Origin of the sequence: Paenibacillus pasadenensis (genome assembly GCF_002864175.1) — a bacterium.
GTDB classification, from domain to species: domain Bacteria; phylum Bacillota; class Bacilli; order Paenibacillales; family Paenibacillaceae; genus Paenibacillus_O; species Paenibacillus_O pasadenensis.
In genome coordinates this window covers 688,306-712,359 of sequence record NZ_NFEZ01000004.1, presented here as the reverse complement: position 1 = coordinate 712,359, position 24,054 = coordinate 688,306, and the positions used below count along the sequence as shown (strand labels likewise).

Annotated in this window: 37 protein-coding genes; all 37 read right to left on the bottom strand. The window is 55.7% G+C overall.

The features are described from left to right. Nucleotides 1–35 precede the first annotated feature (35 nt). Nucleotides 36–401: a 50S ribosomal protein L17 gene (rplQ, locus tag B8V81_RS12770; protein ID WP_028598222.1), complete on the bottom strand. Its 366-nt coding sequence runs from the start codon at nucleotides 399–401 to the stop codon at nucleotides 36–38. 19 nt (nucleotides 402–420) lie between these two features. Next, complete coding sequence (locus tag B8V81_RS12765) at nucleotides 421–1,365, bottom strand: DNA-directed RNA polymerase subunit alpha (RefSeq protein WP_028598221.1); 945 nt, start codon at nucleotides 1,363–1,365, stop codon at nucleotides 421–423. 129 nt (nucleotides 1,366–1,494) lie between these two features. Further along, a complete protein-coding gene (gene rpsK, locus B8V81_RS12760) occupies nucleotides 1,495–1,890 on the bottom strand; it encodes a 30S ribosomal protein S11 (RefSeq protein ID WP_028598220.1) in 396 nt (131 codons plus the stop codon). A 19-nt stretch (nucleotides 1,891–1,909) separates the two neighbouring features. Next, nucleotides 1,910–2,278 (bottom strand): 30S ribosomal protein S13, encoded by a 369-nt coding sequence (gene rpsM, locus B8V81_RS12755; protein WP_028598219.1) that lies wholly within the window; start codon nucleotides 2,276–2,278, stop codon nucleotides 1,910–1,912. A gap of 18 nt (nucleotides 2,279–2,296) precedes the next feature. Continuing rightward, nucleotides 2,297–2,410, bottom strand: coding sequence for a 50S ribosomal protein L36 (gene rpmJ / locus B8V81_RS12750; RefSeq protein ID WP_021296640.1), 114 nt, complete (start codon nucleotides 2,408–2,410; stop codon nucleotides 2,297–2,299). A gap of 41 nt (nucleotides 2,411–2,451) precedes the next feature. Beyond that, nucleotides 2,452–2,667 carry a translation initiation factor IF-1 gene (gene infA, locus B8V81_RS12745; protein WP_015847200.1) on the bottom strand — a complete coding sequence of 72 codons (216 nt, stop codon included), beginning with the start codon at nucleotides 2,665–2,667 and terminating at the stop codon, nucleotides 2,452–2,454. Next, nucleotides 2,645–2,950, bottom strand: a complete 306-nt coding sequence (locus tag B8V81_RS12740) for a KOW domain-containing RNA-binding protein (protein WP_028598218.1) — start codon at nucleotides 2,948–2,950, stop codon at nucleotides 2,645–2,647. The genes infA and B8V81_RS12740 overlap by 23 nt, the downstream gene beginning before the upstream one ends. Nucleotides 2,951–2,954: 4 nt before the next feature. Further along, nucleotides 2,955–3,713, bottom strand: coding sequence for a type I methionyl aminopeptidase (gene map / locus B8V81_RS12735; RefSeq protein ID WP_028598217.1), 759 nt, complete (start codon nucleotides 3,711–3,713; stop codon nucleotides 2,955–2,957). Next, entirely contained in the window at nucleotides 3,710–4,363 is a 654-nt protein-coding gene (locus B8V81_RS12730) for an adenylate kinase (protein WP_028598216.1), read from the bottom strand. Before B8V81_RS12730 ends, map begins: the two co-directional genes overlap by 4 nt. Nucleotides 4,364–4,455: 92 nt before the next feature. After that, nucleotides 4,456–5,757, bottom strand: a complete 1,302-nt coding sequence (gene secY, locus B8V81_RS12725) for a preprotein translocase subunit SecY (protein WP_028598215.1) — start codon at nucleotides 5,755–5,757, stop codon at nucleotides 4,456–4,458. Then, the gene (gene rplO / locus B8V81_RS12720; protein ID WP_028598214.1) at nucleotides 5,758–6,198 is read right to left on the bottom strand and encodes a 50S ribosomal protein L15; all 441 of its coding nucleotides are present in this window, start codon (nucleotides 6,196–6,198) and stop codon (nucleotides 5,758–5,760) included. 62 nt (nucleotides 6,199–6,260) lie between these two features. Continuing rightward, nucleotides 6,261–6,440 (bottom strand): 50S ribosomal protein L30, encoded by a 180-nt coding sequence (rpmD, locus tag B8V81_RS12715; RefSeq protein WP_028598213.1) that lies wholly within the window; start codon nucleotides 6,438–6,440, stop codon nucleotides 6,261–6,263. 12 nt (nucleotides 6,441–6,452) lie between these two features. Then, nucleotides 6,453–6,953: a 30S ribosomal protein S5 gene (gene rpsE, locus B8V81_RS12710; protein WP_028598212.1), complete on the bottom strand. Its 501-nt coding sequence runs from the start codon at nucleotides 6,951–6,953 to the stop codon at nucleotides 6,453–6,455. 26 nt (nucleotides 6,954–6,979) lie between these two features. Continuing rightward, nucleotides 6,980–7,348 (bottom strand): 50S ribosomal protein L18, encoded by a 369-nt coding sequence (gene rplR / locus B8V81_RS12705; RefSeq protein WP_028598211.1) that lies wholly within the window; start codon nucleotides 7,346–7,348, stop codon nucleotides 6,980–6,982. Nucleotides 7,349–7,404: 56 nt separating this feature from the next. Beyond that, a complete protein-coding gene (gene rplF, locus B8V81_RS12700; protein ID WP_028598210.1) occupies nucleotides 7,405–7,947 on the bottom strand; it encodes a 50S ribosomal protein L6 in 543 nt (180 codons plus the stop codon). Nucleotides 7,948–7,977: 30 nt separating this feature from the next. Next, nucleotides 7,978–8,376 (bottom strand): 30S ribosomal protein S8, encoded by a 399-nt coding sequence (rpsH, locus tag B8V81_RS12695; protein WP_028598209.1) that lies wholly within the window; start codon nucleotides 8,374–8,376, stop codon nucleotides 7,978–7,980. A gap of 32 nt (nucleotides 8,377–8,408) precedes the next feature. Next, the gene (locus B8V81_RS12690; protein WP_084136923.1) at nucleotides 8,409–8,594 is read right to left on the bottom strand and encodes a type Z 30S ribosomal protein S14; all 186 of its coding nucleotides are present in this window, start codon (nucleotides 8,592–8,594) and stop codon (nucleotides 8,409–8,411) included. Between the two features lie 27 nt (nucleotides 8,595–8,621). Further along, nucleotides 8,622–9,164, bottom strand: a complete 543-nt coding sequence (rplE, locus tag B8V81_RS12685; RefSeq protein ID WP_028598208.1) for a 50S ribosomal protein L5 — start codon at nucleotides 9,162–9,164, stop codon at nucleotides 8,622–8,624. A gap of 31 nt (nucleotides 9,165–9,195) precedes the next feature. Further along, nucleotides 9,196–9,549, bottom strand: a complete 354-nt coding sequence (gene rplX, locus B8V81_RS12680; protein ID WP_084136920.1) for a 50S ribosomal protein L24 — start codon at nucleotides 9,547–9,549, stop codon at nucleotides 9,196–9,198. A 37-nt stretch (nucleotides 9,550–9,586) separates the two neighbouring features. Then, a complete protein-coding gene (gene rplN / locus B8V81_RS12675; protein ID WP_028598206.1) occupies nucleotides 9,587–9,955 on the bottom strand; it encodes a 50S ribosomal protein L14 in 369 nt (122 codons plus the stop codon). Between the two features lie 38 nt (nucleotides 9,956–9,993). Beyond that, a complete protein-coding gene (rpsQ, locus tag B8V81_RS12670; RefSeq protein WP_028598205.1) occupies nucleotides 9,994–10,257 on the bottom strand; it encodes a 30S ribosomal protein S17 in 264 nt (87 codons plus the stop codon). 47 nt (nucleotides 10,258–10,304) lie between these two features. After that, a complete protein-coding gene (rpmC, locus tag B8V81_RS12665) occupies nucleotides 10,305–10,505 on the bottom strand; it encodes a 50S ribosomal protein L29 (protein ID WP_028598204.1) in 201 nt (66 codons plus the stop codon). Next, nucleotides 10,495–10,929 (bottom strand): 50S ribosomal protein L16, encoded by a 435-nt coding sequence (gene rplP / locus B8V81_RS12660; protein WP_028598203.1) that lies wholly within the window; start codon nucleotides 10,927–10,929, stop codon nucleotides 10,495–10,497. Before rplP ends, rpmC begins: the two co-directional genes overlap by 11 nt. A 2-nt stretch (nucleotides 10,930–10,931) precedes the next feature. Beyond that, a complete protein-coding gene (gene rpsC, locus B8V81_RS12655; protein WP_028598202.1) occupies nucleotides 10,932–11,597 on the bottom strand; it encodes a 30S ribosomal protein S3 in 666 nt (221 codons plus the stop codon). Between the two features lie 13 nt (nucleotides 11,598–11,610). Then, nucleotides 11,611–11,946, bottom strand: a complete 336-nt coding sequence (rplV, locus tag B8V81_RS12650) for a 50S ribosomal protein L22 (RefSeq protein ID WP_028598201.1) — start codon at nucleotides 11,944–11,946, stop codon at nucleotides 11,611–11,613. 46 nt (nucleotides 11,947–11,992) lie between these two features. Beyond that, on the bottom strand, nucleotides 11,993–12,271 hold the full coding sequence (gene rpsS / locus B8V81_RS12645) for a 30S ribosomal protein S19 (RefSeq protein ID WP_021878327.1): 279 nt from the start codon (nucleotides 12,269–12,271) through the stop codon (nucleotides 11,993–11,995). Nucleotides 12,272–12,344: 73 nt separating this feature from the next. Then, entirely contained in the window at nucleotides 12,345–13,175 is an 831-nt protein-coding gene (gene rplB / locus B8V81_RS12640; protein ID WP_028598200.1) for a 50S ribosomal protein L2, read from the bottom strand. A gap of 26 nt (nucleotides 13,176–13,201) precedes the next feature. After that, nucleotides 13,202–13,492, bottom strand: coding sequence for a 50S ribosomal protein L23 (gene rplW, locus B8V81_RS12635; protein ID WP_028598199.1), 291 nt, complete (start codon nucleotides 13,490–13,492; stop codon nucleotides 13,202–13,204). Next, nucleotides 13,492–14,115: a 50S ribosomal protein L4 gene (gene rplD, locus B8V81_RS12630; RefSeq protein WP_028598198.1), complete on the bottom strand. Its 624-nt coding sequence runs from the start codon at nucleotides 14,113–14,115 to the stop codon at nucleotides 13,492–13,494. Before rplD ends, rplW begins: the two co-directional genes overlap by 1 nt. A gap of 29 nt (nucleotides 14,116–14,144) precedes the next feature. Then, on the bottom strand, nucleotides 14,145–14,768 hold the full coding sequence (rplC, locus tag B8V81_RS12625; RefSeq protein ID WP_028598197.1) for a 50S ribosomal protein L3: 624 nt from the start codon (nucleotides 14,766–14,768) through the stop codon (nucleotides 14,145–14,147). 46 nt (nucleotides 14,769–14,814) lie between these two features. Further along, entirely contained in the window at nucleotides 14,815–15,123 is a 309-nt protein-coding gene (gene rpsJ / locus B8V81_RS12620; RefSeq protein WP_017692074.1) for a 30S ribosomal protein S10, read from the bottom strand. 358 nt (nucleotides 15,124–15,481) lie between these two features. Continuing rightward, nucleotides 15,482–16,672: an elongation factor Tu gene (gene tuf / locus B8V81_RS12615; RefSeq protein ID WP_028598196.1), complete on the bottom strand. Its 1,191-nt coding sequence runs from the start codon at nucleotides 16,670–16,672 to the stop codon at nucleotides 15,482–15,484. 103 nt (nucleotides 16,673–16,775) lie between these two features. After that, complete coding sequence (fusA, locus tag B8V81_RS12610) at nucleotides 16,776–18,851, bottom strand: elongation factor G (RefSeq protein ID WP_028598195.1); 2,076 nt, start codon at nucleotides 18,849–18,851, stop codon at nucleotides 16,776–16,778. A gap of 38 nt (nucleotides 18,852–18,889) precedes the next feature. Then, on the bottom strand, nucleotides 18,890–19,360 hold the full coding sequence (rpsG, locus tag B8V81_RS12605; protein WP_028598194.1) for a 30S ribosomal protein S7: 471 nt from the start codon (nucleotides 19,358–19,360) through the stop codon (nucleotides 18,890–18,892). A 50-nt stretch (nucleotides 19,361–19,410) separates the two neighbouring features. Beyond that, nucleotides 19,411–19,830, bottom strand: a complete 420-nt coding sequence (gene rpsL / locus B8V81_RS12600) for a 30S ribosomal protein S12 (RefSeq protein ID WP_028598193.1) — start codon at nucleotides 19,828–19,830, stop codon at nucleotides 19,411–19,413. A gap of 160 nt (nucleotides 19,831–19,990) precedes the next feature. Further along, nucleotides 19,991–20,230 carry a ribosomal L7Ae/L30e/S12e/Gadd45 family protein gene (locus B8V81_RS12595; RefSeq protein WP_373864116.1) on the bottom strand — a complete coding sequence of 80 codons (240 nt, stop codon included), beginning with the start codon at nucleotides 20,228–20,230 and terminating at the stop codon, nucleotides 19,991–19,993. Nucleotides 20,231–20,410: 180 nt separating this feature from the next. Then, nucleotides 20,411–24,034 carry a DNA-directed RNA polymerase subunit beta' gene (rpoC, locus tag B8V81_RS12590; RefSeq protein WP_028598191.1) on the bottom strand — a complete coding sequence of 1,208 codons (3,624 nt, stop codon included), beginning with the start codon at nucleotides 24,032–24,034 and terminating at the stop codon, nucleotides 20,411–20,413. Nucleotides 24,035–24,054 lie beyond the last annotated feature (20 nt).

Sequence of the window (24,054 nt, the reverse complement as noted above, 5' to 3'; positions counted from 1 at the left end):
CTTTTGCCTGCTGCCCGCGGGCGGCAGTCGCTGGATTAAGCGCGGTCAACCAGTTCCAGGTAGACCATAGGCGCAGAGTCGCCGCGACGAGGTCCCAGCTTGAGGATCCGGGTGTAACCGCCTGCGCGCTCCGTGTAACGGCCCGCCAGTTCGCCAAACAGCTTTTGGATCGCGTCCTGCTCTCCGTCGATCGTCTCGCGGCGCACGTAAGCGGCCACTTGACGACGAGCGTGGAGATCTCCGCGCTTTGCCTTCGTAATGAGTTTCTCTGCGATCGAACGCACTTCTTTGGCTTTCGCCTCCGTCGTTTGAATGCGCTCGTACAGGAAAAGGTCGGTCACAAGGTCACGGAACAGAGCTTTCCGAGCGCTTGCGTCGCGTCCCAGTTTCGAGTATGCCATCGATTTCCCCTCCTTGATGCTATTCTTCTGTGCGGAGGCCCAAACCGAGTTCTTCGAGCTTCTCTTGAACTTCCTCCAAAGACTTGCGGCCCAGGTTGCGGACCTTCATCATGTCTTCTTCGGTTTTCATGGTCAGCTCTTGCACGGTATTGATGCCTGCACGTTTGAGACAGTTGTAGGAACGAACGGACAGGTCCAGCTCCTCGATCGTCATCTCGAGAACCTTTTCCTTTTTGTCCTCTTCCTTCTCAACCATAATTTCCGCGTCTTTGGCTTCATCGGTCAGTCCGACGAACAAGTCCAAATGCTCGGTCAGGATCTTAGCGCCGAGGCTTACGGCCTCTTCCGGACGGATGCTGCCATCGGTCCACACTTCAAGCGTCAGCTTGTCATAGTTGGTGACTTGGCCGACGCGAGTGTTTTCGACGCTATAGTTGACACGGGTAATTGGCGTGTAGATCGAATCAACAGGAATGACGCCAATCGGCTGGTCTTCGCGTTTGTTGCGGTCGGCTTGCACATAACCGCGGCCGCGATTGGCGAAAATCCTCATATGGAGCCGTGCGCCGGAAGCTAAGGTTGCGATATGAAGATCAGGGCTGAGAATCTCGACATCGCTGTCCGCACGGATGTCGCCCGCGGTAACGTTCCCTTCGCCTTCTGCGTCAATTTCCAGTACCTTCTCTTCGTCGGAATGGATTTTGAGCGACAGGCCCTTCAGGTTCAGGATCATTTCGGTCACGTCTTCCATGACTCCTGGAACCGTGGAAAACTCGTGAAGCACTCCGTCAATCTGAACGGACGTCACTGCCGCGCCGGGAAGCGACGAGAGCAGAATGCGGCGAAGCGAGTTTCCGAGAGTCGTCCCGTAGCCCCGTTCGAGAGGCTCGACGACAAATCGGCCATATGCTCCATCGTCACTCAGCTCTACGGTTTCGATTTTCGGCTTTTCGATCTCAATCACTAGTGTACCCTCCTTCAAAACGTCGCTCCGTATCTATAACGTTCCATGGCGTCAAATCTTGTAGTATGCCAAACCTTCACAACCATTATTCACAAGTTGTCGCAATTTGATACCACAGACTTCGACGAACTATACGCGACGGCGTTTCGGCGGACGGCAGCCGTTGTGAGGAACCGGCGTTACGTCTTTGATCAGGTTGACTTCAAGGCCAGCGGCTTGAAGGGAACGGATCGCGGCTTCGCGGCCTGCGCCCGGACCTTTAACCATAACCTCGACGGCTTTCATGCCATGCTCCATAGCGGCTTTCGCAGCGGCTTCGGCAGCCATTTGAGCGGCGAAAGGCGTGCTTTTGCGGGAGCCCTTGTAACCAAGATTGCCGGAGCTCGCCCAGGAGATCGCATTGCCGTGCGGATCCGTGATCGTAACGATCGTATTGTTGAACGTCGAGCGGATGTGGGCAACGCCGGACTCGACGTTTTTCCGATCGCGACGTTTCGTACGTACGACTTTTTTAGCTTTAGCCATTGTTCGTTATCCCCCCTTGTTATTTCTTCTTGTTCGCTACCGTACGACGAGGACCTTTGCGCGTGCGCGCATTCGTCTTCGTGCGTTGTCCGCGAACCGGCAGGCCGCGACGGTGACGGATACCGCGATAGCATCCGATTTCGACGAGGCGCTTGATGTTGAGGGAAATCTCGCGGCGGAGATCGCCTTCCACTTTGACGGATTTGTCGATGACTTCACGCAGCTTGCTCACTTCGTCTTCCGTGAGGTCGCGTACGCGAGTCGCAGCGCTGACGCCCGTTTCGGCCAGAATTTTCTGAGCCGTCGTCTTGCCAATACCGAAGATGTATTGGAGCGCGATTTCAACGCGCTTGTCGCGCGGCAAGTCTACACCAGCAATACGTGCCATGAATCGTTTCCTCCCTTCTTAACCTTGTCTTTGTTTGTGCTTCGGATTTTCGCAGATGACCATAACGTTGCCTTTGCGGCGAATGACTTTGCATTTTTCGCAGATCGGCTTAACCGAAGGTCTGACCTTCATTGTGAATTACCTCCCGAATCCTTCCTCTGCAGGCACGAGGCCTACTTCCGATAGGTGATGCGTCCTCTGGACAGATCGTAAGGCGACAACTGGATAACCACTTTGTCTCCGGTCAGAATACGGATAAAGTGCATTCTGAGCTTGCCGGATACATGAGCGAGAATCTGGTGGCCGTTCTCCAGTTCAACCTTGAACATGGCATTTGGCAACGGCTCGATTACCGTACCTTCGACTTCAATGACGTCTTCCTTGGCCATCCTCATTCTCCTTTCGGCTTGTGTACTTCTGTATGGCGAATCTTAGCTTGGCGTTGGTCACCCGGCCCGTCTCGGACATGCTGTCCGAAACTTCGCTGCTGAGAGCCGGAAGTAACTGAAGATGCTGCATGTTCTTCTTCTTCGGCGAGTCGAAGCGACGCCCGTCTCCATCCGCGATCAGGACGAATTTCTCGTCCAAGACGCCGATGATGACCGCATGGCTGCCCTCGTCCTTGCCTCGAAGCACTTTGACCAGGCGTCCGATCTGAGCAAGCGGATCCAAGACCCTACTTCGCCTCCGGCAGCTTCGTCAAAATCTCGCAACCGTTCTCCGTGACCGCTACCGTGTGCTCGTAATGAGCGCACCAGGAGCCGTCAACCGTTACAACCGTCCAATTGTCCGACAAGGTCTGGACGTAGCGCTCCCCGATGTTCACCATCGGCTCGATGGCCAGCACCATTCCAGGCTTCAGCCGGGGTCCGCGATCCGGAATGCCGTAGTTCGGAATTTGCGGCTCTTCATGAAGATCCTTTCCAATTCCGTGCCCGACATACTCGCGTACAATGGAAAAGCCCGCATCCTCCACCACTTTTTGAATGGCGTGCGAGACCGTATACAGCCGAACATCCGGTTTGACCAGCTCAAGCCCGGCGTACAGCGATCGTTCGGTCACTTCCAGCAGACGTCGAACTTCTTCCGTGACGTCGCCTACCGGATAGGTCCAAGCCGAATCTCCGTGGTAGCCCTCAAACTGGGCGCCGATATCCAGCGTGATGATATCTCCGTCCTTGAGCTTGCGGCTGCCCGGAATGCCGTGCACCAGTTCTTCGTTTACAGAAGCGCAAATGCTGCCAGGAAACTGATTGTAGCCTTTAAAAGATGGAATTGCGTCCTGACTGCGAATGTAGCGATCGGCGATGTCATCCAGCTCACGGGTCGTAACCCCGGCCCGTACCGCGTCCGCCATCAGGCGATGCGTTTCGGCCACGATGCGTCCCGCTTCTCTCATGAATCGCAGTTCGGCTTCAGACTTGCAAATTATCATTCGTTCGAACCCCGCAGACGACCGGCGATGTCGGCGGTGACTTGATCGATTTCCTGCTCTCCGTTCACTTCACGCAGCAGACCTTTGCCGCTGTAGTATTCCAGAAGCGGGGCCGTCTTGGAGATGTATTCGTCCAAGCGGGTGCCGACCTTTTCTTCCGTGTCATCCGAGCGCTGGTACAGCTCTCCGCCATCCTTGTCACAGATGCCTTCCACCTTCGGAGGATTGAACATCACATGATAGGTAGCGCCGCAGGTTTTGCAGATGCGGCGTCCGGTGAGCCGGGCGAGCAGAAGTCCGCGATCGACATGAAGATTGACGACATGATCGATGCTGCGGCCCATTTCGGCCAGCATGACATCAAGCGTTTCGGCTTGCTGAAGCGTCCGCGGAAAGCCATCCAGCAGGAAGCCCTTCTCGCAGTCGGCAAGCAGCAGTCGCTCGCGTACGATGCCATTCGTAATTTCATCCGGAACAAGCAGTCCTTGATCGACGAATTCCTTCGCTTTCTGACCAAGCGGCGTGCCCTGCTTCATCGCCAGCCGGAATGCGTCTCCGGTGGAGATGTGAGGAACGTTGAACTGTTCGACGATTCTCTCGGCCTGGGTACCCTTGCCGGCTCCCGGAGGGCCCATGAAAAGAATGTTCATCCTGTCGTCCTCGCTTTGGCACTATAGGCACGCGCGGGCTGACCTGCAGCTCCCCAAGTGGAGCCGTCAAGCCGCCCGTTCGAAGCCTCGTGTTATTTATTGATGAACCCTTTGTAGTGACGCTTGATCAGCTGGCTCTCGATCTGCTTCATCGTGTCGAGCGCGACGCCGACAACGATCAGCAGCGAAGTACCGCCGAGCTGAATCGTGCGGTCAAGACCGAACAACGAGCCGAAGAACACCGGCAGGATCGAGATGATGGCCAGGAACAGCGCCCCGAACAACGTGATTCTCGACATGACGCGGGTAATGTAGCTCGAGGTAGGCTTGCCCGGACGAACGCCAGGGATGTAGCCGCCATTCTTCTTCATCTGGTCCGCCATCTGTACAGGATTGATCTGCACGAAGGTGTAGAAGAAGGTGAAGCCGATAATCAGTATAACATAGATCACCATTCCAAGCGCCTTATCCGGTGCGAGGTGGGTGATGATCCATTGAGCCCAGTCGTGGCTGGCCCAGAACTGCGCAATTGTGGACGGGAACATCAGCAGCGAGATCGCGAAGATAACCGGGATAACGCCCGCGCCATTCACTTTGAGCGGAATGTGCGTCGATTGGCCGCCGTACATCTTGCGTCCGACAACACGCTTCGCGTATTGCACCGGGATTTTGCGAATCCCTTGCTGGACGATGATGACGCCGATAATCATGAGGATGATCCCAACCAGAATGGCCAGCACCTGGAGGACGCCCAGGAATACCTGGTCCGTCTTATCGACGAAGTACGTCGTGTAGATTTTGCGGATATGGCCCGGCAGGCCAGCGATGATACCCGCGAAGATAATCACCGAGATGCCGTTGCCGATGCCGCGTTCCGTAATCTGCTCTCCGAGCCACATCAGGAATGCCGTACCTGCCGTCAGGACAATCGCGATCATCGCGTATACCGCGAAGTTCGCGTCTTGAACCATCTGGTAGTTGTACATGCGGTTGAAACCAACTGCTGTTGCAAAACCCTGGACAAGACCCAACCCAATCGTACCGTAGCGAGTGATCTGCGCCAGCTTGCGCTTTCCGTTCTCGCCTTCTTTTGCCCATTCTGCGAACTTAGGAATGACATCCATCGAAAGCAGCTGGACAATGATCGACGCCGTAATGTACGGCATGATGCCGATCGCGAAGATCGAGAATTGGAAGAGCGCGCCGCCCGAGAACGTGTTCAGCAAGCCAAAAAGATCTGAGCCTGAGTTGTCAAGTTGGGTGAAGACGTCCTTGTCGATGTTGGGCACCGGAATGAAGGAACCGATGCGGTATACAAGCAAAATGAAAAGGGTAAAGAGGATTCTCCGCCGGAGGTCCTCCACTTTCCAAATGTTTGAAACCGTCTTGAACAATTAGATCACCTCGGTTTGACCGCCGGCAGCCTGGATTTTCTCTACCGCAGATTGAGAGAACTTGTTTGCTTTAACCGTCAGCTTAACCGTTACTTCGCCGTTGCCCAGGATCTTGATGCCGGCTTGAGGATTTTTTACGATCCCTTTAGCGACAAGAATTTCCGGAGTAACTTCGGAGCCAGCTTCAAATACATTGAGCTCTTCGATGTTGACGATCGCGTACTCTTTGCGGAAAGGATTGTTGAAACCACGCTTAGGCAGACGACGATAAAGCGGGTTTTGACCGCCTTCGAAGCCCGGACGGACGCCGCCGCCGGAACGTGCGTTTTGACCTTTGTGGCCTTTGCCTGCGGTTTTGCCGTTGCCGCTGCCGATACCGCGGCCTTTGCGGTATGGAGCTTTGCGGGAACCTTCAGCTGGTTTGAGTTCATGCAGTTTCATCGTTCGTTGCACCTCCTTGTTGCTCTTTGTAAATCTATGGATAGACGATGCTTGATCGTCTCTTATACTTCTTCCACTTTAACCAGGTGACTCACGTGGGTCACCATACCGCGAATCGCGGGGCTGTCGTTATGAACAACCGTTTGGCGGATCTTGCGAAGACCGAGCGACGCGACTGTAGCGCGTTGCTTCTCGTTGCGGCCGATCAGACTGCGGACGAGGGTGATTTGCAATTTAGCCATCGTGTTCCCTCCTTAACCCAGCAGCTCTTCAACCGTTTTTCCGCGAAGCTTGGCAACGTCCTCAGCGCGTTTCAGGCGGGAGAGCCCTTCGAGCGTTGCGTTGACCATGTTCATGGAATTGGAAGAACCGAGGGATTTGGTCAGGATGTCGCCGACTCCTGCCAGCTCGAGCACGGCACGCACAGGGCCGCCAGCGATAACGCCGGTACCTTGGGAAGCCGGTTTGAGCAGAACTTGACCAGCGCCGAAGTGACCGAGCACTTGGTGCGGGATCGTCGTGTTCACGAGCGGGATCGAGATCATGTTTTTCTTCGCATCTTCAATCCCTTTGCGGATCGCGTCTGGAACCTCTTGAGCTTTGCCGATGCCGGCGCCTACATGGCCTTTGCCGTCGCCGACAACGACCAGAGCGCTGAAGCTGAAGCGGCGTCCGCCTTTGACTACTTTCGCTACGCGGTTGATGTGAACCACTTTCTCTTGCAGTTCACCCAGCGCATTTGCATCAATACGCAAGTCGATATACCTCCCTTGTCAGAAAATTAGAATTGGAGACCAGCTTCGCGAGCTGCGTCAGCCAGTGCTTGAATCCGTCCATGGTACAGGTAGCCGCCGCGATCGAAGACAACCGCTTCGTGGCCTTTTTCCTTGGCACGTTTCGCGATCAGTTCTCCAACCAGCTTTGCGGATTCCACGTTGCCGCCGTTGCTCACTTTCTCAGCAAGCTCTTTGTCCAGCGTGGAAGCCGATGCGATCGTTACGCCAGCCACATCGTCGATCAGTTGAGCATAGATGTGCTTGGAGGAACGGTATACCGACAGACGAGGACGCTCTACCGTGCCGTTGATTTTCTTGCGGACACGCAGATGGCGTTTCAGACGGGCTTTGTTTTTGTCGCCTTTGGTGATCATTGAGGGATCCTCCCTTCTTCGTTCGTGGTGCTGCTATCGTCAGCATGCGATCATGCTTACTTTTTCTTGCCGGCCTTGCCTTCCTTGCGGATGATGCGCTCGCCTTCGTACTTGATGCCTTTGCCTTTGTAAGGCTCTGGCTCGCGTACGGCACGGATCTTAGCCGCTGTCGCGCCGACAAGCTCTTTGTCGATGCCGCGAACCGTGATCTTGTTGTTGCCCACGACTTCGAACTCGATGCCTTGTGCAGGCACGATTTCAACCGGGTGGGAGTAGCCGACGTTCAGGACGACTTTCTCGCCTTGCTTCGAAGCACGGTAGCCGACGCCGACGAGCTCGAGGTTTTTGGAGAAGCCATCCGTTACACCGCTGACCATGTTCGCGATGATGCTGCGGGTCGTTCCGTGCAAGGAGCGGTGCAGCTTGTTGTCGGAAGGACGCTCCACGAGGATCGTGCCCTCTTCCAGGTTAACTTTCATATCTTTATGGACCGGACGGCTAAGGGAACCTTTCGGTCCTTTTACCGTGATCACCGTATCGTCCAGGGAGACGTTCACTCCGCTAGGGACAGTAATGGGTTTTCGACCAATACGGGACATTGTTGCACCTCCTATCGCTGTAGCTTTAGATTACCAGACGTAGCAGACGACTTCGCCGCCAGCTTTGCCTTGACGAGCTTCCTTGTCGGTCATAACTCCCTTGGACGTGGAGATAATCGCGATGCCGAGACCGCCGAGTACGCGCGGGATTTCGCCCGATTTCGTGTAGACGCGCAGGCCAGGCTTGCTGATGCGCTTGAGGCCCGTGATGACGCGCTCGTTGTTGGAGCCGTATTTCAAGAAAATACGGATCATCCCTTGCTTGCTGTCCTCGATATATTCAGCGTCACGAATGAAGCCCTCACGCTTCAGAATATCAGCGATTTGCTTCTTGATTTTCGAAGCGGGCATTTCAACGGTTTCATGACGGACAAGATTCGCATTGCGGATACGGGTAAGCATATCTGCGATCGGATCAGACATAACCATTCTTGTGTACCTCCTTCCCTAACTAAGACGGATTACCAGCTGGCCTTCTTCACGCCAGGAATCTGGCCTTTGTATGCTAATTCACGGAAACAAATCCGGCAAATTTTAAACTTCTGCAGAACCGAGTGAGGACGTCCGCAGCGCTCGCAGCGCGTGTAGGCACGAACCTTGAACTTCGGCGTGCGTTGTTGCTTTATTTTCATCGAAGTTTTAGCCACTTTGGTATTACACCTCCTGATTGGCGATTACTTCGCGAACGGCATTCCCAGTTGGGTCAGCAGCTCACGGGATTCTTCGTCCGACTTCGCCGTCGTTACGATAACGACGTCCATGCCGCGGACTTTATCGACTTTGTCGTATTCGACCTCCGGGAAGATCAGCTGCTCTTTAAGACCGAGGGTGTAGTTGCCGCGACCGTCGAAAGCTTTGGTCGATACGCCGCGGAAGTCGCGTACGCGCGGAAGCGCGGTGTTGAACAGCTTGTCGAGGAAGTAGTACATGCGGTCGCCGCGCAGCGTTACTTTAACCCCGATCGGCATGTTCTCACGAAGCTTGAAGCCTGCGATCGACTTCTTCGCGCGCGTGATAACCGGCTTTTGACCGGAGATGAGGCGGAGATCTTCGACGGCCGTATCAAGCACTTTGGAGTTGGCGACTGCTTCGCCTACGCCCATGTTGATGACGACTTTCTCGATCTTCGGCACCTGCATTACAGTCGAGTAGTTGAACTTCTGCATCAGAGCAGGAGTCACATCGTTCAGGAAACGCTCTTTCATTCTTGCTGCCATGGTAAAGGGTCCTCCTTTCCGTAAAGAATAATTAGTCGATAACCTCGCCGGAACGCTTCGCAACGCGGACTTTCTTGCCGTTGTCCAGCACTTTGTAGCCGATGCGGGTTACGTTTCCGCTCTTCGGATCCACGTGCATCACGTTGGATACATGGATCGGAGCCTCTTGCTCGATGATGCCGCCCTGAGGGTTCGCTTGGGAAGGACGCGAATGCTTCTTCACCATGTTCACACCTTCGACCAGAACGCGGTTCTCACGAGGGTAAGCTGCGATGACGCGGCCTTTTTTGCCTTTATCTTTGCCCGTGATGACGATAACGGTATCGTCCTTTTTCACGTGCAGCTTGTTGTTGTGGGATTCCAGAACTTTTTTAACCTTTGGCATGTGTTACACCTCCTGCTCCTTGAATCACGCAGCTAGATTAGATAACTTCCGGTGCAAGCGATACGATCTTCATGAAGTCTTTTTCACGAAGTTCGCGCGCAACTGGCCCGAAGATACGGGTACCGCGAGGGGATTTGTCTTCCTTCACGACAACAGCTGCATTCTCGTCGAATGCGATGTAGGAACCGTCCTTGCGGCGAACCGTGCGCTTCGTGCGAACGATAACCGCTTTGACTACATCGCCTTTTTTGACAACGCCACCGGGTGTTGCTTGTTTGACCGAGCAAACGATCAGATCACCGATGTGTCCTACACGACGTCCCGTACCACCCAGTACGCGGATGCACATCAGTTCTTTCGCGCCGGAGTTGTCAGCAACCGCAAGGCGTGTAAAAGGTTGAATCATTGAAATGTCCTCCTTTCAAACTTGATGGTCGAATCGTATTAGAGGATTACGGCTTCTTCTACGACTTGGACCAGTCTCCAACGCTTGTCTTTCGACAGCGGGCGAGTTTCCATGATTTTAACCGTGTCACCGATTTTCGCGGTGTTGTTCTCGTCATGGGCTTTGAATTTCTTCGTGTACTTGATGCGTTTATGGTACAGATCATGTTTTTTGTAGGTTTCTACAGCCACCACGATCGTTTTATCCATTTTGTCGCTGACCACTTTGCCAATCTGAACTTTGCGGTTGTTGCGTTCGCTCATGTTCATCCTCCTTCCTCAGGCTGGGCGTGTATAAGCACGCGGCTGAATTAGCTGCTGATTCCCAGTTCTCTTTGGCGCAGTACCGTTTTGGCACGTGCGATTTCTTTCCGAACGGCGCTGATGCGCGTCGGGTTGTCCAGCTGGCCCGTAGCCAGTTGGAAGCGGAGGTTGAACAGCTCTTCTTTAAAGCCGGCAACCTTTTGGTTGAGCTCATCAGTGGTCAGGTTGCGGAATTCACTAGCTTTCATTTGCTTCACCACCCACTTCTTCGCGTTTCACAAACTTCGTTTTAACCGGGAGCTTGTGGGCCGCAAGGCGCATTGCTTCGCGAGCGATTTCCTCGGATACGCCGGCAAGCTCGAACATCACTTTGCCAGGCTTCACGACGGAAACCCATTTCTCAACGTTACCTTTACCGCTACCCATCCGCACCTCGAGAGGCTTTTGGGTGATCGGCTTGGAAGGGAAGATCTTGATCCAGACCTTACCGCCACGCTTGATGTAACGGGTCATAGCGATACGAGCGGACTCGATCTGACGGTTGGTGACCCAACCCGGTTCGAGCGCTTGCAGGCCGAATTCACCGAAGTGAACTTCCGTGCCGCCTTTAGCGCGACCTTTCATATGTCCGCGTTGTTCTTTGCGGTGTTTGACGCGTTTAGGTACCAACATGATTAGTTGCCTCCTTCCTGGACGGCTGCTTTCTTTTTAGAAGGAAGGATTTCACCGCGGTAGATCCACACTTTTACGCCGATGCGGCCGTAAGTCGTATGGGCTTCAGCCGTGCCGTAGTCGATGTCGGCGCGCAGCGTATGAAGCGGAACGGTGCCTTCGCTGTATCCTTCTTGACGAGCGATCTCTGCGCCGCCGAGACGGCCGCTGACCGAAGTCTTGATTCCTTTTGCGCCTGCGCGCATGGAACGTTGCAGAGCTTGTTTCATGGCGCGGCGGAACGAAGTCCGGCGCTCCAGCTGTTGAGCGATGCTTTCGGCAACGAGCGTTGCGTCCAGATCCGCTTGCTTGATTTCGGAGATGTTGATGTGGACTTTTTTGCCGCCCGTGATGCGAGTCAGCTCGCTGCGGAGGTTCTCCACCTCGGAGCCGCCCTTGCCGATGACCATACCCGGCTTCGCCGTGTAGATCGTGACGTTGACGCGGTTCGCCGCGCGCTCGATCTCGATGCGGGATACAGCAGCGTCTTTAAGTTTTCCTTTAAGGAATTCGCGAACTCGAACATCTTCCATGAGAAGAGTGCCGAAGTCTTTACCCGCGTACCATTTGGATTCCCAATCCCGGATGACTCCGATCCGGAGACCAACCGGATTTACCTTTTGACCCACTCGTTATCCCTCCTTATTTTTCGGATACGACCAGCGTAATGTGGCTGGTGCGCTTGTTGATGCGGCTTGCACGTCCCATAGCGCGCGGCATGAACCGTTTCATCGTCGGACCTTGGTTGACGAATACCTGGGATACGACCAGATTGTTCACGTCCAGCTGGTAGTTGTGCTCCGCGTTGGCGATTGCCGAGTTCAGCAGCTTCTCAACGATCGGGGACGCGGCGCGCGGAGTGTGGCGCAGGATCGCGATCGCTTCGCCGACTTGCTTGCCGCGGATCAGATCAACGACGAGCTGAGCCTTGCGTGGCGCGATGCGGACTTGGTTAGCATGTGCTCTTGCTTCTGCCATGACAGGTACCTCCTCTCAAACAGCTTGATTATGGAAAGGCAGCGGCTTAGCGTCTGCCCGTTTTCTTGTCGTCGTCGTGACCTTTGTAGGTACGAGTCGGTGCGAATTCGCCGAACTTATGTCCGACCATGTCTTCCGTCACATAGACCGGCACGTGCTTGCGGCCGTCGTAAACAGCCAGCGTGTGTCCGATGAATTGCGGGAAGATCGTGGAACGGCGGGACCAAGTTTTGATCACCGTCTTTTTGTTCGCAGCGTTGAGTTCTTCAACCTTTTTCAGCAGGTACCCATCGATGAAAGGACCTTTTTTCAAACTACGACCCATGAAGTGGTTCCTCCCTTCCTCGAGACGTTAGCGTGACGCAGACTTACGTCACGCGCAGTCGCTCAAGCGATTATTATTTCGTGCGGCGACGAATAATATATTGGCTCGATGCTTTCTTCTTCTTCCGCGTTTTGGCGCCGAGGGTCGGTTTGCCCCAAGGAGACATAGGCGATTTGCGTCCGATCGGAGCGCGGCCTTCACCACCACCGTGAGGGTGATCGTTCGGGTTCATGACGACGCCGCGAACTTCAGGACGCTTGCCCAGCCAACGGGAACGGCCGGCTTTACCGATTTTCACGAGCTCGTGATCCTCGTTGCCAACAGATCCGATCGTAGCGCGGCAAGTTTTCAGAATGCGGCGAACCTCGCCGGAAGTCAGACGGATAACCGCGTATGCATCCTCTTTACCGAGGAGCTGAGCTTCCGTACCGGCAGCGCGAACGAGTTGTCCGCCTTTGCCAGGCTTCATTTCGATGTTGTGGATCAGCGTACCGACCGGAATGTTTTCCAGTGGAAGCGCATTGCCCACTTTGATGTCGGCGGATGGACCGGAAACGATCTGGTCGCCGACTTTCAGGCCTTTAGGAGCGATGATGTAGCGCTTCTCGCCATCGACGTAGTGGATCAGCGCGATGTTCGAGGTGCGGTTCGGATCATACTCGATCGTCGCTACGCGTCCTACGATGCCATCCTTGTTGCGCTTGAAGTCGATGATGCGGTACTTGCGCTTATGTCCGCCGCCGTGGTGGCGAACCGTAATTTTGCCCTGGTTGTTGCGGCCGGCTTTTTTGAAAAGCGGCGCCAGGAGCGATTTCTCCGGTACGTTCGTTGTGATCTCTTCAAATGTCGAGACCGACATGCCGCGACGGGCCGGGGAAGTCGGTTTGTACTTCTTGATTGGCACTTTGTTTCCCTCCTTGTCTCGTCAGATTAGACCGACTCGAAGAATTCCAGCTCTTTGCTGTCTTCGCTCAGTTGAACGAAGGCTTTCTTCCACTCGGACGTGTAACCGGAATGACGGCCGTAGCGCTTCGGCTTAGCCGGCACGCGCAGCGTGTTTACGCTGCTGACCTTTACATTGAAGATCTGCTCGACAGCAGATTTGATCTCGGTTTTGTTCGCACGGATGTCGACTTCGAACACATAGCGTTTTGCTCCCATGAGCTCAGTCGTTTGTTCCGTGATCACCGGGCGCTTGATAATATCGCGTGGATCCTTCATTACGCAAGCACCTCCTGTACTTTCTCGACCGCATCCTTGGTGATGATGAGTTGGTCGTGCGACAGCACATCCAGAACATTGATGCCATCAGCTGCGACGAACTTCACTCCAGGAATATTGCGGGCGGACAGAGCCACGTTGTTCTCGAATTCAGCCGTAACGACAAGCGCTTTGCGGCCGACTTTGAGGTTGTTCAGCACGGCTTTGAACTCTTTCGTCTTCGGAGCTTCGAAGCTCAGTTGATCGAGAACGATCAGCTCGCTTGCGATGACTTTGGAAGACAGTGCCGAACGAATCGCCAGACGGCGAACTTTCTTAGGCAGCTTGAAGCTGTAGCTGCGCGGAGTCGGTCCGAAGACAGTGCCGCCGCCAACCCATTGCGGGGAGCGGATCGAGCCCTGACGAGCGCGGCCGGTGCCTTTTTGTTTCCAAGGCTTGCGTCCGCCGCCGCGTACTTCGGAGCGTCCTTTCGTCTTGTGCGTGCCAGCGCGCTCGGCTGCTTGCTGAAGCAGAACGGCGCTATGCAGGACATGCGAGTTAGGCTCGATGCCGAAGACATGCTCGGAAAGTTCGATGTCGCCGACTTGGGAGCCGCTCACGTTGAAGATAGCTACTTTAGGCATAGCTTGTTCCTCCTTTCTTCAGGCGGTGCTTATTTCTTCACCGTTTGTTTGATTTTTACGAAGCTGTTTCTAGGGCCCGGAATAGAGCCTTTAACCAGCAGGACATTGCGCTCTGCATCGACGCGTACGACTTCAAGCTTTTGAATCGTAATCGTCTCGTGGCCCATATGGCCTGGCAGGCGCTTGCCTTTTGGAACGCGGTTCGCTTGGATCGAGCCCATCGAACCAGGTCCGCGGTGGTAGCGGGAACCGTGCGCCATCGGGCCGCGGCTTTGTCCCCAGCGCTTGATTACGCCTTGGAAGCCTTTGCCCTTGGATACGCCAGTTACGTCAACGAATTCGCCTTCCGTGAATACGTCGGCTTTAATTTCTTGGCCAACTTCATATTCGCCCAGGTTAATGCCGCGAATTTCACGAATGTAGCGCTTAGGAGCCGTATTGGCTTTTTTCGCATGGCCGATAGCAGGTTTCGTCGCGTTTTTCTCCTTTTTGTCGGAGAAGCCGAGTTGAACCGCCTCGTAGCCGTCGTTCTCTTGGTCTTTCTTCTGCAGGATGACGCATGGACCGGCTTCGATAACCGTGACTGGCACGACGTTACCTTCAGCTGTGAACACTTGCGTCATACCGATCTTTTTGCCTAAGATACCCTTCATGTTGACACCTCTTTTCGTTCTCACTTAGCTTTCGCTTGTGGATAACTTACAGTTTGATTTCGATATCGACACCGGACGGCAGGTCCAGACGCATCAGCGCATCAACCGTTTGCGGAGTCGGGTTCACAATATCGATCAGACGCTTGTGCGTACGCTGCTCGAATTGCTCGCGCGAATCCTTGTACTTGTGTACTGCACGGAGAATGGTGATGATTTGCTTTTCCGTCGGAAGCGGAATCGGTCCAGAAACACCTGCTCCGGAACGTTTTGCGGTTTCCACGATTTTCTCTGCAGACTGGTCAAGAATGCGGTGATCGTATGCTTTCAAGCGAATACGAATCTTTTGCTTTGCCATATAAGTCCCTCCTTCTATCGCCCAATTTAGTATCGGACATACTCCGCGAGAACTCCTCCCACACGCTCCATGGCAAAGGAGCCGGGTGTGTCAGCAACCTCCCGCATCATCGCAACGTCACAGACCAACAGACAATAGTTTATCACGTTGGATGGGCGATTGCAACATGGAAATGCCAGCTTGCCGCGCTGCATTGCCTTTCCCATGCCGGAAGCCGTTTTCGCTCCATCCTCGATTCCTTCGATCGGATCGTGTTTCTTCTATAATAATGGAGTGAATCGAATCCAATCGTTCAAACAAAAATCCCCTGCCTGAGAGGCAGGGGATTTTGCAAGCTGCAGCTGACGCTGCAGAAAGCTTATTTTTGGATTGTTGCTACGGCGCCAGCGCCTACCGTACGGCCGCCTTCGCGGATCGAGAAGCGCGTGCCTTCTTCGATTGCGATTGGAGCGATCAGCTCAACCGTAACGGTGATGTTGTCGCCAGGCATAACCATTTCCGTACCTTCCGGCAGGTTGATGATGCCCGTTACGTCCGTCGTGCGGAAGTAGAACTGTGGACGGTAGCCCGTGAAGAAAGGCTTGTGGCGTCCGCCCTCTTCTTTGGTCAGGACGTAGATTTGAGCCGTGAAGTTCGTGTGCGGCTTAACGGAGCCTGGCTTGGCCAGAACTTGTCCGCGCTCGATGTCTTTACGGTCAACGCCGCGAAGCAGGGCGCCGATGTTGTCGCCAGCTTGAGCGGAGTCCATCAGCTTACGGAACATTTCAACGCCCGTAACGACGGATTTGCGGGATTCTTCAGCAAGACCGATGATTTCGACCTCGTCGGAGACTTTGACCGTACCGCGGTCGATACGGCCAGTTGCAACCGTACCGCGGCCCGTGATCGTGAACACGTCCTCGACTGGCATCAGGAAAGGCTTCGCCGTGTCGCGCTCAGGAGTCGGGATGTACGTATCAACTTGCTCGAAGAGCTCGATGATTTTATCAGCCCATGGACCGTCTGGGTTTTGCAGGGCTTCACGAGCAGCGCCGCGGATGATCGGCGTGTCGTCGCCTGGGAACTCGTACTCGTTGAGGAGGTCGCGAACTTCCATCTCAACCAGCTCGAGGAGCTCTTCGTCTTCAACCATGTCGCATTTGTTCAGGAATACGACGATGTAAGGAACGCCGACTTGGCGGGAGAGCAGGATGTGCTCGCGCGTTTGCGGCATAGGGCCGTCAGCTGCGGATACAACCAGGATCGCGCCGTCCATTTGAGCTGCGCCGGTGATCATGTTTTTAACATAGTCGGCGTGGCCTGGGCAGTCAACGTGAGCGTAGTGGCGGTTAGGCGTCTCGTACTCGACGTGTGCCGTCGAGATCGTGATGCCGCGCTCGCGCTCTTCTGGAGCTTTGTCGATTTGGTCGAACGCGATTGCCGCGCCGCCGTATTTTTTGGAAAGAACCGTCGTGATGGCAGCCGTCAGCGTCGTTTTGCCGTGGTCGACGTGACCGATGGTGCCAATGTTAACGTGGGGTTTAGTACGTTCAAATTTAGCCTTTGCCATTGAACTTAATCCTCCTTCAAGGTCAGGAAAGTTTATGTTAGGTGACAGACCGTTCACCGCTCGAGCGGCAGGCACGGCCTGTCACAGCGAACCTATCTTGAGATTACTCCGATTTGCTCTTGGAGACAATCTCTTCCTGGATCGATTTTGGAACTTCTTCATAGTGCGACAGCTCCATGGAGAACACGCCGCGTCCTTGAGTACCGGAACGCAGAGTCGTGGAGTAACCGAACATCTCGGCAAGAGGCACCTTGGCACGTACGATTTGCGCGCCACCGCGCGAATCCATGCCTTCAATGCGTCCGCGACGGGAGTTCAGCATGCCCATGACGTCGCCCATGTACTCTTCCGGAATCGTGACTTCGACCTTCATGATCGGCTCGAGAATGACAGGCTTACATTTGTCTTTCGCGGCTTTGAGGGCCATGGAGCCTGCGATCTTGAACGCCATCTCCGAGGAGTCGACGTCATGGTACGAACCGTCGAAGATCGTAGCTTTGATGTCGACGAGCGGGAAGCCGGCGAGGACACCGTTTTTCATGGCCTCTTCGATACCCGCTTGAGTCGGGCCGATGAATTCGCGAGGAACGACGCCGCCGACGACTTTGTTCTCGAAGACAAAACCGCTGCCTGGCTCGAGCGGCTCGAATTCGATCCATACGTGGCCGAATTGACCGCGGCCGCCGGATTGACGAACGAATTTGCCTTCGACTTTAGCCGCTTGACGGAAGGTCTCACGGTAAGCGACTTGCGGCTTGCCGACGTTCGTCTCTACTTTGAATTCACGGAGCATGCGGTCAACGAGGATCTCCAGGTGAAGCTCACCCATGCCCGCGATGATCGTTTGACCCGTTTCTTCGTCCGTATGAGCGCGGAACGTCGGATCCTCTTCCGAGAGCTTCTGCAGAGCGATGCCCATCTTGTCTTGGTCAGCCTTGGTTTTCGGCTCGACCGCGAGCTGGATGACAGGCTCAGGGAAGTTCATGGATTCAAGGATGACCGGATTCTTCTCGTCGCAAAGCGTGTCGCCCGTCGTCGTATCTTTAAGGCCTACGGCTGCGGCGATGTCGCCGGCGTAGACCGAGCTGATCTCCTGACGGCTGTTCGCATGCATTTGAAGAATACGGCCGACCCGCTCGCGCTTGTCCTTCGTGGCGTTGACAACGTAGGAACCGGAGTTCAATACGCCGGAGTAAACGCGGAAGAAGGTCAGTTTTCCGACGAACGGATCCGTCATGATCTTGAATGCGAGAGCCGCGAACGGCGCTTCGTCGGAAGACTCGCGAGTCGTCTCGGTTCCGTCTTCAAGGGTGCCCTTGATCGCTGGAACGTCGATCGGAGCCGGCAGGTAGTCGACTACGGCATCCAGCATCATTTGCACGCCTTTGTTACGGTAAGAGGAGCCAGCGATGACAGGGAAGATCTTCACTTCGACAACGCCCTTGCGGAGCGCTGCTTTAAGTTCTGGAACGGAAATTTCTTCGCCTTCCAGATACTTCATCATGAGTTCTTCGTCCAGCTCGGCCACTCTCTCAACCAGTTCCGCACGGAGTACTTCTGCTTGATCGACCAGATCGGCTGGGATCTCGACTTGCTCCGGATCTTTGCCGAGGTCGTCTTTGTATTTGTAGGCGACGCGTTCCACCAGGTCGACCACGCCGACGAAATCGTTCTCGGCGCCGATCGGCAGTTGGATCGCAACAGCATTGGCTTGCAGGCGTTCCCGCATGTCTTTGATGACATTCAGGAAGTCCGCGCCGATGATGTCCATTTTGTTGATGTAAGCAATCCGAGGAACGTTGTAACGGTCAGCCTGACGCCATACGGTTTCGGACTGAGGTTCTACGCCTTCTTTCGCACTGAATACACCAACCGCCCCGTCCAATACGCGCAGGGAACGCTCGACTTCAACGGTGAAGTCAACGTGTCCCGGGGTGTCGATGATATTGATGCGGTTGCCCTTCCACTGAGCAGTCGTCGCGGCAGACGTAATCGTGATGCCGCGCTCTTGTTCCTGCTCCATCCAGTCCATCGTCGCCGCGCCTTCATGCACTTCGCCGATTTTGTGGGTACGGCCTGTGTAGAACAGGATCCGTTCCGTGGTCGTGGTCTTGCCCGCATCAATATGCGCCATGATCCCGATGTTACGCGTATTTGCCAAGGAGAACTCTCTTGCCATTGGAATGTCTCCTTTCAAATTGGTACTGCTTTAGGATTCTACCAGCGGTAGTGAGCGAACGCCTTGTTCGCCTCTGCCATTTTGTGCGTATCTTCGCGCTTCTTAACCGCAGCGCCCGTGTTGTTGGATGCGTCGAGAATTTCAGCAGCCAGACGCTCTTCCATCGTTCTCTCGCCGCGATTGCGGGAGTAGTTCACGAGCCAGCGAAGACCGAGAGCGGTACGGCGCTCAGGCTTCACTTCGATCGGCACTTGGTAGTTCGAGCCGCCTACGCGGCGAGCTTTAACTTCCAGTACAGGCATGATGTTCTTCAGGGCTGCTTCGAACACTTCCATCGGATCTTTGCCGGAACGTTCTTGAATCAGTTTGAAGGCATCGTACAGCAGTGTTGCAGCAACACCGCGTTTGCCGTCGATCATGATGCGGTTAATGAGACGCGTAACGAGCTTGCTGTTGTAAATCGGATCCGGCAGTACGTCGCGTTTTGTTACAGGACCTTTGCGTGGCATGTAGCAAGTCCCCCTTTCCCTCATACTTATTGGTATAAATGAATCGAATCTTATTTCTTCACTTTCGGACGCTTCGCGCCGTACTTGGAGCGAGCTTGCTTACGGTTGTTCACGCCTGCCGTGTCGAGCGCGCCGCGAACGATGTGATAGCGTACGCCTGGAAGGTCTTTTACACGTCCGCCGCGGATCAGCACGACGCTGTGCTCCTGGAGGTTGTGACCGATACCCGGAATGTAAGCCGTTACCTCTACTTTGTTCGTCAGACGAACACGGGCATACTTACGAAGCGCGGAGTTCGGTTTTTTCGGAGTCATCGTACCTACACGGGTGCAGACACCACGTTTTTGAGGAGCGCTGATTTCCGTAGCCTCACGTTTCAGGGCGTTGAAACCCCGTTGCAGTGCTGGCGATTTGGACTTGACCACTTTAGCTTGACGGCCTTTGCGGACCAGTTGGTTGATAGTTGGCATGTCGGTTGCCACCCCCTTCCCATAATTCATGAAACGCTGAACTGCATTCTGCTCATTATTTAAGCCCACAGGTCCAGGCGGTTCATCTTTGGACAAACAAAAGTTTTTGCCTGCGCAGTCGTCCGAAATCTCGATCTTCCTGCCGGCAAAAACATCGTTCCTACTTTTCATCCAGTACGACTGCGGCCATCGCAGCGCCGACGTCGATCCCGCATTCCTTGCCGAGCTCCGCCATGCTGTCGAACCACCTGACCGGCACGCCGTCCTTCTCGCTCTGCGCGACAATGCCGCGAGTGAGCTTAGGATCCGCATCCCGAGCCACATAAACGCCGATCGCTTGACGCGATTCCAACGTCTTGGTCGTCTGTTTCGTGCCAATCTTGTAAGCCAAAGGATTCACCATCCCTAACCATGTACAAGAGTTCAGTCACAGGCACACTTCGATATACTACCACTAGTCGAATGTCCATGTCAAGAAGACTCGTCCATTCTTTCGCGCCGCATGTCAAGCCTCGCAGCAGCGGCAGCTGACCGCATGGCATGGTCAGCTGCCGCTCTGGAGAAGCTTGCCGCCTTGGGCTTAGGACTCGACCGCGACCGACTCGCCGAGCTCCTCGCCGGTCGTTTGGATTTCGTCCTCCTGGCCGACGAAGCGGATGCTGCGGTAACGGTTCATGCCCGTACCCGCCGGAATCAGCTTGCCGATGATGACGTTCTCCTTGAGTCCAAGCAGCTGGTCGACCTTGCCTTTGATAGCGGCGTCGGTAAGGACGCGGGTCGTCTCCTGGAAGGAAGCTGCGGAGAGGAAGGAGTCCGTCTCCAGCGAGGCTTTGGTGATGCCGAGCAGCACCGGCTTGGCGACCGCCGGCTCGCGGCCGGACAGAAGCACCTCGCGGTTGGCTGCCTCGTATTCATGCACGTCGACGAATGCTCCCGGCAGCAGCTTCGTGTCGCCCGCATCGACGATGCGGATCTTGCGCAGCATCTGCTTGATCATGACCTCGACGTGCTTGTCGTTGATTTCTACGCCCTGGTTCCGATAGACGCGTTGGACTTCCTGCAGAATGTAATTCTGCACTCCGCGGATGCCTTTGATGCGCAGCATTTCCTTCGGATCGATGGAGCCGTCCGTAAGCTCGTCGCCGGCTTCCAGATGCTGGCCCTCGATCACGCGGATCCGCGAGCCGTAGCTGACCGGATACACTTTCGACTCGGCTTCGCCTTGGACTTCGATCTCGCGGCGGTCCTTCGTCTCGCGGATGCTTTTGACGACGCCGTCGAGCTCGCTGATGATGGCCTGGCCTTTCGGGTTGCGCGCCTCGAACAGCTCCTGGATACGCGGCAAACCTTGCGTGATGTCGTCGCCCGCAACGCCGCCGGTATGGAATGTACGCATCGTGAGCTGGGTTCCCGGCTCGCCGATCGATTGCGCCGCGATGATGCCGACGGCTTCGCCGATCTCGACATGCTTGCCGGTCGCCAGGTTGCGGCCGTAGCAGATCTTGCAGACGCCGTGGCGGGCGCGGCAGCTCAGCACGGAGCGGATCTGCAGCTTCTCGATGCCGGCGTTCACGATCGCATCGGCTTTCGTAGCATCGATCAGGTCGTTGCGGGCAACGATGACTTCGCCGGTCTCCGGATGGCGGACGGTCTCGAACGAGTAGCGTCCCTCGATGCGGTCGAACAGGTCCTCGATGACTTCCTTGCCGTCCTGGATCTTGGAGACGGTGATGCCTTTGTCCGAGCCGCAATCGTCCTCGCGGACGATGACGTCCTGCGCGACGTCGACGAGCCGGCGGGTCAGGTAGCCGGAGTCGGCGGTACGAAGCGCCGTATCGGCAAGACCTTTACGCGCGCCGTGCGTCGAGATGTAGTACTCGAGGACGGTCAGGCCTTCGCGGAAGTTGGACTTGATCGGAAGCTCGATGATTCGGCCGGACGGGTTCGCCATCAGGCCGCGCATGCCGCCCAGCTGGGTGATCTGCGACTTGTTGCCCCGTGCCTTGGAATCGACCATGAGCATGATGGAATTGTAGCGGTCCATCGATTTCATGAGGATGTCCGTAATCTGGTCCTTGGTCTTGCTCCAGATCTCGATGACGCGGTCGTAGCGCTCTTCGTTCGTAATCAGGCCGCGGCGGTACTGATTCGTGACGATCTTGACCTTCTCGTCGGATTCCTTGAGAATCTCGACCTTCTCCGGAGGCACGATGACGTCGGAGACGGCGACCGTGATGCCCGCGCGGGTGGAGTAGGTGAAGCCGAGCTCCTTGATCTTGTCGAGGATCATGGACGTGCGCGTCGTATGGTACAGGCGGAAGCACTCGGCGATCAGCAGGCCGAGATATTCCTTGCCGACGGCGCCCATCTGCGGCACGTTGTCGAGGAACGTGTTCAGATCCGCGCCTTTTTCGTAGACGAAGTATTTATCCGGCGTTCCGTCCATCAAGTTGGTCTTGGTCGCCTCGTTGATGTACGGGAACGAGCTCGGGAAGATCTCGTTGAAGATGACCTTGCCGACCGTCGTCGAGATGAGCGAGCGGTTCTGCTCTTCCGTAAAGGCGTCCTTGCGAAGCACCTTCGCCGGAATGAAGATCCGCGCATGCAGCGAGACAATGCCGCGCTGGTAGGCGGAGATCGCTTCGTTGACCGTGCCGAACACGGAGCCGGAGCCGAGAGCTTCCTTGTTGTCCATCGTCAGATAGAAGGAGCCCAGGACCATATCCTGCGAAGGCGTGACGACCGGCTTGCCGTCCTTCGGGTTGAGGATGTTGCCGGCAGCCAGCATGAGCAGGCGCGCTTCGGCTTGGGCCTCGGCGGACAGCGGCACGTGGACGGCCATCTGGTCGCCGTCGAAGTCGGCGTTGTAGGCCGTACATACGAGCGGATGCAGCTTGATCGCCTTGCCTTCGACGAGGATCGGCTCGAACGCCTGGATGCCCAGACGGTGAAGCGTAGGAGCGCGGTTCAGCAGGACCGGATGCTCCTTGATGACTTCCTCGAGCACATCCCACACCTCGGCGCTGACGCGCTCGACCTTGCGCTTCGCACTTTTGATGTTATGCGCGAGGCCTTTGTTCACGAGCTCTTTCATGACGAAAGGCTTGAACAGCTCCAGCGCCATCTCCTTCGGAAGACCGCATTGGTACATCTTCAGGTTCGGGCCGACGACGATAACCGAACGGCCGGAGTAGTCGACGCGCTTGCCGAGCAGGTTTTGCCGGAAGCGGCCTTGCTTGCCCTTCAGCATGTGGCTGAGGGACTTCAGCGGACGGTTGCCCGGTCCGGTGACCGGACGGCCGCGGCGGCCGTTGTCGATGAGGGCATCGACGGCTTCCTGCAGCATCCGCTTCTCGTTCTGTACGATAATGTCCGGCGCGCCAAGGTCGAGCAGGCGCTTCAGACGGTTGTTGCGGTTGATGACCCGGCGATACAGGTCGTTGAGGTCGGAGGTCGCGAAGCGGCCGCCGTCGAGCTGGACCATCGGACGGAGCTCCGGCGGAATGACCGGGAGCACGTCGAGGATCATCCAATCCGGCTTGTTGCCGGAATGGCGGAACGCCTCGATGACCTCAAGACGCTTGATGGCGCGGTTGCGGCGCTGGCCTTGGGCCGTGCGCAGCTCTTCCTTCAGCTGGTCGAGCTCGCGCTCCACGTCGATGTCCTGGAGCAGCTTCTTGACCGCCTCGGCGCCCATGCCGGCATGGAAGCCGTAGCCGTACTTCTCGCGGTAGCTGCGGTATTCCTTTTCGGAGAGCAGCTGCTTCTTCTCCAGCGGCGTCTCGCCCGGATCGGTGACGACGTAGCTGGCGAAGTAGATGATTTCCTCGAGCGAGCGGGGCGACATGTCCAGCGCCAGCCCCATCCGGCTCGGGATGCCTTTGAAGTACCAGATATGGGAGACCGGAGCGGCGAGCTCGATATGGCCCATCCGCTCGCGGCGGACTTTGGCGCGAGTGACTTCTACGCCGCAGCGGTCGCAGACGACGCCTTTGTAGCGCACGCGCTTGTACTTGCCGCAATGGCACTCCCAGTCCTTGGTCGGTCCGAAGATCTTCTCGCAGAAGAGACCTTCTTTCTCCGGCTTGAGCGTCCTATAGTTAATGGTCTCGGGCTTCTTGACTTCTCCGCGGGACCAAGAGCGAATCTTTTCCGGCGATGCAAGGCCGATCTTCATGTACTCGAAGTTGTTCACGTCCAACAAGGAGCAACCCTCCTTCATTC

Excerpts from the sequence above, each read along its gene's own strand:
- rpsJ (WP_017692074.1), bottom strand. The coding sequence starts at position 15,123 with ATGGCAAAGCAAAAGATTCGTATTCGCTTGAAAGCATACGATCACCGC.
- rpmC (WP_028598204.1), bottom strand. The coding sequence starts at position 10,505 with ATGAAAGCTAGTGAATTCCGCAACCTGACCACTGATGAGCTCAACCAA.
- rpsS (WP_021878327.1), bottom strand. The coding sequence starts at position 12,271 with ATGGGTCGTAGTTTGAAAAAAGGTCCTTTCATCGATGGGTACCTGCTG.
- rplE (WP_028598208.1), bottom strand. The coding sequence starts at position 9,164 with ATGGCAGCAAGAATGAAAGAGCGTTTCCTGAACGATGTGACTCCTGCT.
- rplD (WP_028598198.1), bottom strand. The coding sequence starts at position 14,115 with ATGCCTAAAGTAGCTATCTTCAACGTGAGCGGCTCCCAAGTCGGCGAC.
- rpsG (WP_028598194.1), bottom strand. The coding sequence starts at position 19,360 with ATGCCACGCAAAGGTCCTGTAACAAAACGCGACGTACTGCCGGATCCG.
- rpsM (WP_028598219.1), bottom strand. The coding sequence starts at position 2,278 with ATGGCACGTATTGCTGGTGTAGACTTGCCGCGCGACAAGCGCGTTGAA.
- infA (WP_015847200.1), bottom strand. The coding sequence starts at position 2,667 with ATGGCCAAGGAAGACGTCATTGAAGTCGAAGGTACGGTAATCGAGCCG.
- rpsH (WP_028598209.1), bottom strand. The coding sequence starts at position 8,376 with ATGGTTATGTCTGATCCGATCGCAGATATGCTTACCCGTATCCGCAAT.
- rpsL (WP_028598193.1), bottom strand. The coding sequence starts at position 19,830 with ATGCCAACTATCAACCAACTGGTCCGCAAAGGCCGTCAAGCTAAAGTG.
- map (WP_028598217.1), bottom strand. The coding sequence starts at position 3,713 with ATGATAATTTGCAAGTCTGAAGCCGAACTGCGATTCATGAGAGAAGCG.
- tuf (WP_028598196.1), bottom strand. The coding sequence starts at position 16,672 with ATGGCAAAGGCTAAATTTGAACGTACTAAACCCCACGTTAACATTGGC.
- rplV (WP_028598201.1), bottom strand. The coding sequence starts at position 11,946 with ATGGCAGAAGCAAGAGCACATGCTAACCAAGTCCGCATCGCGCCACGC.
- B8V81_RS12730 (WP_028598216.1), bottom strand. The coding sequence starts at position 4,363 with ATGAACATTCTTTTCATGGGCCCTCCGGGAGCCGGCAAGGGTACCCAG.
- rplR (WP_028598211.1), bottom strand. The coding sequence starts at position 7,348 with ATGATCACCAAAGGCGACAAAAACAAAGCCCGTCTGAAACGCCATCTG.
- rplN (WP_028598206.1), bottom strand. The coding sequence starts at position 9,955 with ATGATTCAACCTTTTACACGCCTTGCGGTTGCTGACAACTCCGGCGCG.
- rpmD (WP_028598213.1), bottom strand. The coding sequence starts at position 6,440 with ATGGCTAAATTGCAAATCACCCTCGTCCGCAGTCTGATCGGCCGCAAC.
- rplC (WP_028598197.1), bottom strand. The coding sequence starts at position 14,768 with ATGAAGGGTATCTTAGGCAAAAAGATCGGTATGACGCAAGTGTTCACA.
- rplO (WP_028598214.1), bottom strand. The coding sequence starts at position 6,198 with ATGAAACTGCATGAACTCAAACCAGCTGAAGGTTCCCGCAAAGCTCCA.
- rplX (WP_084136920.1), bottom strand. The coding sequence starts at position 9,549 with ATGCCAAAGGTTAAAAAAGTTCTGGAATCCCACAACAACAAGCTGCAC.
- rpsQ (WP_028598205.1), bottom strand. The coding sequence starts at position 10,257 with ATGAGCGAACGCAACAACCGCAAAGTTCAGATTGGCAAAGTGGTCAGC.
- rplW (WP_028598199.1), bottom strand. The coding sequence starts at position 13,492 with ATGAAGGATCCACGCGATATTATCAAGCGCCCGGTGATCACGGAACAA.
- rpmJ (WP_021296640.1), bottom strand. The coding sequence starts at position 2,410 with ATGAAGGTCAGACCTTCGGTTAAGCCGATCTGCGAAAAATGCAAAGTC.
- rplF (WP_028598210.1), bottom strand. The coding sequence starts at position 7,947 with ATGTCCCGTATTGGTCGAAAACCCATTACTGTCCCTAGCGGAGTGAAC.
- fusA (WP_028598195.1), bottom strand. The coding sequence starts at position 18,851 with ATGGCAAGAGAGTTCTCCTTGGCAAATACGCGTAACATCGGGATCATG.
- rplQ (WP_028598222.1), bottom strand. The coding sequence starts at position 401 with ATGGCATACTCGAAACTGGGACGCGACGCAAGCGCTCGGAAAGCTCTG.
- rpsK (WP_028598220.1), bottom strand. The coding sequence starts at position 1,890 with ATGGCTAAAGCTAAAAAAGTCGTACGTACGAAACGTCGCGATCGGAAA.
- rplP (WP_028598203.1), bottom strand. The coding sequence starts at position 10,929 with ATGTTGGTACCTAAACGCGTCAAACACCGCAAAGAACAACGCGGACAT.